This window comes from Deltaproteobacteria bacterium, assembly GCA_003696105.1.
Classification (GTDB): Bacteria; Myxococcota_A; Polyangia; order Haliangiales; family J016; genus J016.
Genome location: RFGE01000318.1, coordinates 1 through 6,450 on the forward strand (window position 1 = coordinate 1; position 6,450 = coordinate 6,450).

General features: G+C 66.9%; 8 protein-coding genes. 5 read left to right on the forward strand and 3 right to left on the reverse strand.

All coding sequences use genetic code 11. The annotated features are described in order from the left end of the window. Positions 1-323: 323 nt before the first annotated feature. Positions 324-1,052 carry a hypothetical protein gene (locus tag D6689_19835; GenBank protein ID RMH38220.1) on the forward strand — a complete coding sequence of 243 codons (729 nt, stop codon included), beginning with the start codon at positions 324-326 and terminating at the stop codon, positions 1,050-1,052. Between the two features lie 231 nt (positions 1,053-1,283). Then, positions 1,284-1,772, forward strand: coding sequence for a hypothetical protein (locus D6689_19840; protein ID RMH38221.1), 489 nt, complete (start codon positions 1,284-1,286; stop codon positions 1,770-1,772). A 56-nt stretch (positions 1,773-1,828) separates the two neighbouring features. Here the strand turns inward: D6689_19840 and D6689_19845 are convergent, their stop codons facing one another. Beyond that, entirely contained in the window at positions 1,829-2,230 is a 402-nt protein-coding gene (locus D6689_19845; protein RMH38222.1) for a hypothetical protein, read from the reverse strand. 10 nt (positions 2,231-2,240) lie between these two features. Here D6689_19845 and D6689_19850 point away from each other — a divergent pair, with 10 nt between their 5' ends. The 3 genes from D6689_19850 to D6689_19860 all read left to right on the forward strand — a co-directional run bounded on the left by D6689_19850 (position 2,241) and on the right by D6689_19860 (position 4,946). Next, positions 2,241-2,837 carry a hypothetical protein gene (locus D6689_19850; GenBank protein ID RMH38223.1) on the forward strand — a complete coding sequence of 199 codons (597 nt, stop codon included), beginning with the start codon at positions 2,241-2,243 and terminating at the stop codon, positions 2,835-2,837. 283 nt (positions 2,838-3,120) lie between these two features. Then, a complete protein-coding gene (locus D6689_19855; GenBank protein ID RMH38224.1) occupies positions 3,121-3,996 on the forward strand; it encodes a hypothetical protein in 876 nt (291 codons plus the stop codon). Next, entirely contained in the window at positions 3,993-4,946 is a 954-nt protein-coding gene (locus D6689_19860; protein RMH38225.1) for a DNA-binding protein, read from the forward strand. Before D6689_19855 ends, D6689_19860 begins: the two co-directional genes overlap by 4 nt. A gap of 231 nt (positions 4,947-5,177) precedes the next feature. Here the strand turns inward: D6689_19860 and D6689_19865 are convergent, their stop codons facing one another. After that, positions 5,178-5,675: a hypothetical protein gene (locus D6689_19865; GenBank protein ID RMH38226.1), complete on the reverse strand. Its 498-nt coding sequence runs from the start codon at positions 5,673-5,675 to the stop codon at positions 5,178-5,180. Between the two features lie 133 nt (positions 5,676-5,808). Beyond that, positions 5,809-6,450, reverse strand: a 642-nt coding sequence (locus tag D6689_19870) for a polyhydroxybutyrate depolymerase (protein RMH38227.1), incomplete at its 5' end; no start/stop codon positions are given.

The following is a 6,450-nucleotide window of genomic DNA, read 5'->3' on the forward strand; positions in this document are numbered from 1 at the left end:
CGTCAGCCTCCCGCAGGATGCGTTCCTTTTCCTCGGCGCTGAAACGCCGGCGCTGGCGGCGGTCGTTCTCCGCGGCCGCTATCACTTCCGTCTTGTGGTCTCTGGGTTTGGGCACGGTTCTGCCTTTCTACGCCCCCTCGCTTCCTACATTCAATTCCATGGCCCGCTGTCTCATCCTTTATTGACACGGGGGGCTCGCCGGCGACGTGTTGGTGGTCAGCGCATCGAGCAAGACGATCGGCACGACGCTTGGCGCGGGCGCCGCATACGTCTTCGAGGTGATGCCATGAACGAGACCGAGTGCATGTCTTTGACGACGAACCATGACCAGACTTGACGATCTTCGTCGCCTGTACGACATCCTGGCGGAGCTCGAGCAGCGGCTCGGCGGCAGGCGGCGCCTGTCGAACTGCACCAAACGCGCGGCGTGGCCCAGGCGCGGGGTGTATTTCTTCTTCGAGGACGGCGAAGAGCGATCGGACACGGGGCACGGGCCGCGGTTGGTTCGCGTCGGCACACACGCCCTTACGTCGAGCTCAAAAGCATCGTTGTGGGGTCGGCTATCCCAACACCGCGGCGCCGTCAGCACGGGTGGCGGAAACCACAGGGGCTCGATCTTCCGGCTTCTCGTGGGCGCTTCCCTGATCCGCAGGGACTCCGTACAATGCGCGAGCTGGGGAGTCTGCAATAGCCTCACCGACGCCGCCAAGCGACTCGACCAACCGCGCGAGAACGTCGTCGCAAGTGAACTCCCCGTAGAGCGTGCGGTAAGCGAGCACATCCGCGCGATGCCGTTCGTCTGGGTCGACGTCGACGATCCTCCCGGCCCTCGCAGCCTCCGCGGCTACATCGAACGAAACACGATCGCCTTGCTCAGCAACTACGACCGGACGGTCATCGATCCGCCTTCGCGGACGTGGCTCGGTCGCTATTGCGACCGCGAACGCGTCAGAAGCTCCGGGCTCTGGAACAACAGACACGTCGACGAAGTCCACGAACCGGCGTTCCTGGATCAGCTCGAACGAGCCTGCCGCCAGACACACGCCCCCTGATCACCGACATCTCATCGGGCCTCGCTCCGGCCACACATGCGCAGCGTCTTGTGGTCATGCGCCCACCGAAGTCACTGGACACCATCCCCGCGCCTCCATCGGATCGCAGAACACGGGCCACGAGCCCCTCCGCCCCGGAGCAACCTCATGTTGCACCCCCCCGAAGCTCCCGGCATGGCAGCCGCAGCGGCTGGTATACTCCCGATCAGGTCGGGCAACAAAGGGGGGCACGTGTCGCTGACGAGAGTCTTCGCAGTCGGGATCGAGCAGGTCGTGCGAGAAGCCGAGGAGAGCGGGCGGCTCCGGCGTCTGCTTGCAGACGCGCGGCTGCCGGAGGATGCCGGCGAGCACATTCGCGCGACGCTCCAAGCCATGCCCGCGCTGCTGTTGTCGATCAACGACGCCATCGAGCAGCCGGACGCACCCATGCGCGCGAAGCGCTTGTTTCGCACGGTCATCAGTTATCTCGTCAAGGAACACGATCTAGTACCGATGACGGAGGGACGGCCGTTGCTCGGCCTGCTCGACGATGCCTACCTGCTGCACAGATCAGCCGTCGTGCTCAAAGCCGACCTCCGCGGACTCCTCGAACGAAACGTTGCCGGGGGCATGGATCTTCTCGCGTCCGTATTACCTCGCGGCGTAGTGACCGCGCTAAACGAGCTCGTGGCCGCTGCCTATGAGCGGCGCCGCCCCACGCTGACCTTCCCGGTGGACTGATCGGCGTGTAGCAAAGGCATCGACACATCGCCGGCTCGACGCCAATCGCCGAAGCGCTAGAACAGATTCTGCTGCACCCGATGGTTCTCCCACACTTGTTTGCGGAACTCCTCGGGTGAGTTCAACGCGGCGGGCAACGCCCGCTGCCGGGCTAGAGCAACGCACAGCGCGGCGCTGCGGGCCTGACAGTTCAGGGACTTCTTCGGGTTGAACTCGATGTCAGTGAACGCTTCGTAGCGACACAGTTGCGCGAGCAGGCTTCGGTCCGCAGATACGGCGGTGGCGTACAACCAGTCGTAGAAAAACGTCGTTGGCTGCAACGGAAAGCGCTGATCAAAGTACTCGAAGCCGACGAGCTTGCCCGATTGTCTCAGGCGCTCGTCGCGCTTGGCTTGTCCAGGATCGACCGTGTATAGGGCAGCGCCCGGCGACCGGCGCATCATCGCGCCGCGCGCCAAGAAAGCGGATGTGCTCGACCGTGCCATCGATCTCCTCGATTCCGGCTCGGTCGTGGCGGTGACGCTCGCGACGCCGCCCGAGGGCGCGCCCATGGAGGTCGACGAAGACCTCGCGGCCCTCGCGATCCGCGTCGTCGAGCGCGTGCTCGACCGCGGCGCCGAAGCGGTGATCGCCGACGACGATCGGCCGGGCGAACGCCGCAGGAAGCTTGTCCCCGCGGACATCGGCATCTCCGCCACGCACCGCTCGATGAACGCGGCCATTCAACGACTGCTTCCGTCGAGGCTGCGCGACGTCCGCGTCGACACTCCCGAACGCTGGCAAGGGCTCGAACGTCGCGTGTTCGTCGCCGTCCACCCGCTGTCTGGCGTGATCAAGCCGGCAGCATTCGACCTCGAGACCGGCCGCCTGTGCGTGATGGCGTCCCGGCACAAAGCCGGCCTCGTCGTCGTCACACGCGACCACGTTGGCGACACCCTCGACAACCTGATCACAACGGCTGACCAAGCCGTCGGCCGCCCCGACGTGAGCGGCCGTGGCCATTTTCAGCATCGCAGCTTCTGGGCGCAGATCGCGAACAGCGGACGCATCGTGGCTGCAACGTAACGCGCCGAGGCTCGGCGAGCGCGCGCTGTCGAAACCGCGGCGCGGTCGCGACATCGATCCCGCCGCGTACTTGCTCGAAACCGCGCGCGCCTGCAACCGCGGCGGAATCTCGATTACGGACGATCCCCAGGCGTTCCCTCACATTGCCAGCTGCAACGCCGCGTCCGGCCACGCAGCGAGCGCCCCAGTGAGTCCGGGCTGAACACCGGCCGCCAGTTGTCATACGTCCCTGCAAGGATGTTCAGTCGTTGCGCACGCATCCAGGGCGGCGAAGGAGAAAACAGTGCGGCAGGAGCAGATCACGCGCGAGCGCATCGAGGCGATGATACGGAGGTCGCCGAGGCGATGGCGCCTTCGCGACGGCTGGGACGCGCTGCCGTCTCCGACGTCCGACGCTCACGACCAGGCGCTGAGGTTCCCGTTCCCCGAGACCTTCGGCAACCTCTGCAACGAGAGCTGTCCCGTGAGAACAATCGGCGTGCGCGTCGATTCCCGTGGGCGGGCGTATACCTACCTGCGTTGCAGTGACGACGATCTGGATTCTGTCCGGGCCTGGATCGACACGATCGGTGCGTTCATCGCAACTCGTGACTGCCTCGCGCTCTCGTTCGCGCTCGACTACGACCGCGAGGACGGCGATCCGTCCAAGCCGCAGACGAAAATCGGGAGGCTGCGGTCGCAGGCCAAGCCCTACGGCAAGACACCGACGAAGGCCAACTACGAGGCCGCCTACGAGTTGGCCGCGGAGTGCATCGAGTTTCTTCGCTCGATGCCGTGTTACGACACGATCGACGTGATCGTCCCGATGCCGCCGTCGTCGCCAGACAAGTGCTACAGCTTGCCGGCTGTTCTGGCTGAGCGCATCGCAGGAGAGACCGGAGTGCCCTGGGTCGAAGCAGCTCGGACCGTAAGCGCGCGGGAGCAGATGAAGAACATCTCGCTGGACGACAAGCTACGTGAGCTCGATGGTACGATCAGAATCGACGCGTCTAGCGTTCAAGGCAAGACGGTGCTACTGCTCGACGACTTGTACCAGTCCGGCGTTTCGATGAACTACGTCGGCATGCTCCTGGTCGAGGCCGGCGCGACAGCAGTTCTGGGTCTCGCCGTCGAGAAGACGTGCCGCAACGACGACAACCTCGGAGGACGCCAGCCATGACGATATCGCCAAACGCGGTCGCCTCGATGCGACTGCTTTCGATCCGCGGCGTCGGGGCTGCCAAGCTCCGCAAGATCGGTCAGCTGTCGACTCAAGCTGGACGGAGCCTCGACGCCGCGATCAACGACGAGCCGCTGCTCTCGCGTGTGCTGAACGAGCAACAGCTAGACCAGCTTCGGGCATCGGAGCCTCCGGATCTCGAGGAGCTCGAGCGCGAGGGGATCGGCGCGATTAGCGTATTCGACGAGAGCTATCCGCGGCGCCTCTCAGCGCGCTTGAACGACGGCGCCCCGCCACTACTGTTTGTTCGCGGGCGGCTCGAGATCCTGGAGCAGCCGTCCGTTGGATTCTGCGGCTCGCGCAAGGCGAGCGAAAAGGGCCTTTGCGTGGCGACGGACTGCGCCGAGCAGCTCGCACAGGACCGGATCAACGTGGTGTCGGGATATGCCGCTGGCGTCGACCTCCACGCGCACAAAGCCGCTCTGGCTGCCGGAGGCACGACCACGCTCGTGCTCGCAGAGGGTATCCAATCGTTCCGAATCAAGCGCGATCTTCGCGAAGTGTGGGACTGGGATCGCGCGTGCGTCGTCAGCGAGTTCCTTCCGTCGGCAAAATGGAGCGTCGGCAACGCTATGCAGCGAAACCGAACCATTTGCGGGCTCTCGAACGCCATGATCCTCATCGAGGCGCGAAGCAGCGGGGGGAGTATCGCGGCCGGCAACGCGTGCCTCGAGCTCGGCGTGCCCCTGTTCGCGCCCGTGTACCAAGGCATGCCGGAATCGGCCACCGGCAATCGAATACTGCTCACGCAGGGCGCAAGAGAGATCCGCAAGGGCAGGCAGACGAACCGGGCCCTACTGAGCGAGCTCGTTTCGTGTGTCAACGCGAACCCTGATGGACCCTCCACGGCGAACGCTCCGCAACTCGCGTTGTTTGCCGGAAACAGCTAGTCTCGATTCCGCTCACCGGCAAGGACCGTCGACGCCGAGCGCACGCCCGCGGGCGGGCACCGACGTGTGCAGGCGCGGCGCAGACGACGGCGGCGGTGGCCGCGCGGTCGGCGGCGGAGCGGCGCATGCGTCGTGATTCGCCCCGTGCGCGCTCGCGGCGCGCGGCCGGAGGCGCCCGGGGGCGCAACCCGCCCCACGCGAGGGCGTAGCCGCGGCGCAGCGCGGCCCGGGTCACAGGTCGTAGCGCACCGCAGCGCCCAGTTGCACGGCGGCGCCCGCGATCGGCACCTCGCCGGCGACGACCCGATACACCGACAGTTCGGGCGCCACGCGCCACCGCGCGCCGAGCCGTGCTTCGGCGCCCGCGAACGCGCCCAGCCACAGCCCCTGCGCATGGCCGCCGGTGCGCGGCCAAAACAAGCCCCAGCCGGCCAACGGACCGACCGACACCGACCACCGCCGCGACAGCGGGCGGCTCGCGATGCCGGCGACACCTGCGAACGCGTGGATAGCGTCGACCGTAGCCGGTGTGTTCGCCGTGCGCGCCGCGGCGAGCGAAGGCGCCACCGCCCACGACCACCGGCCGCGTACCACCCGCCAGGTCGCCTCGACCTGCGCGCCGGCGACGAACAGCTTGGCGCCGACGTCGACATCCGGCGCGACGCCGCGACGCGCCGACAGCTCGACATGACCGATCGGAAGCCTGCTGTCCTGCTCGAAGTCGCGCATTGCCCCGACGCCGAGTGCGGCGCCAACCTGCCAGTGTCCGGGGGGTACCGGATCCGCAGTTCGGTACACCGTCGTCGACGGGCAGCCCGCCAACGCGGCCATTGCCGCCGTCACGACTGCACACGTCGCGAGGTCAGCGCGCCTTCGGGTGCGCATCGAAGAACTCCACGAACAGGTCGTCCGCATCGAAGTCGCGCGTCACCGGACCGACGCGATCCGCGCTGAAGTACTGCCAGCCGCCCGGCCACGTGTGGCCGCCGCCATCGACGCGCACCAGCTCCACCGCGGCCGTGCACCCGTCCCAGCGCACGCGCACCGACGTCATGCCGTCATCGGCTGTATCGGGCAACAGTTCCTCGGAACAGGTGTCGGAGCAACCATTTCGCACACGCGCGCCGGCAAGGGTGTCGTCGACGCCCACCTTGCGCTTGCCGTCCTTCTGCGCACACGCCGCGGTCCCGCCGCCGTACGCCCAGCACGGATCGGCCGTGCCGTGGATGTGCAACACTGCGACTCCTGCGGCGCAACTGCCCCCCGCGGCCGCAAACTGATTGGCGCCCCCAACCGGCGCGATCGCCGCGAACCGCTCGGGCCGTTCGCACGCGAGCCGATACACCATCGCCGCACCATTGGAGATGCCGGTCGCGTACACGCGGCTCGGATCGATCGGCACGATGCGCGCGAGCTCGGCGTGCAGGTCGTCGAAGTAGCCGATGTCGTCGGAGCGAGACGCGCACGCGGCGCCGCTGGTGCACTGCCAGTCGCCAACGCCGCC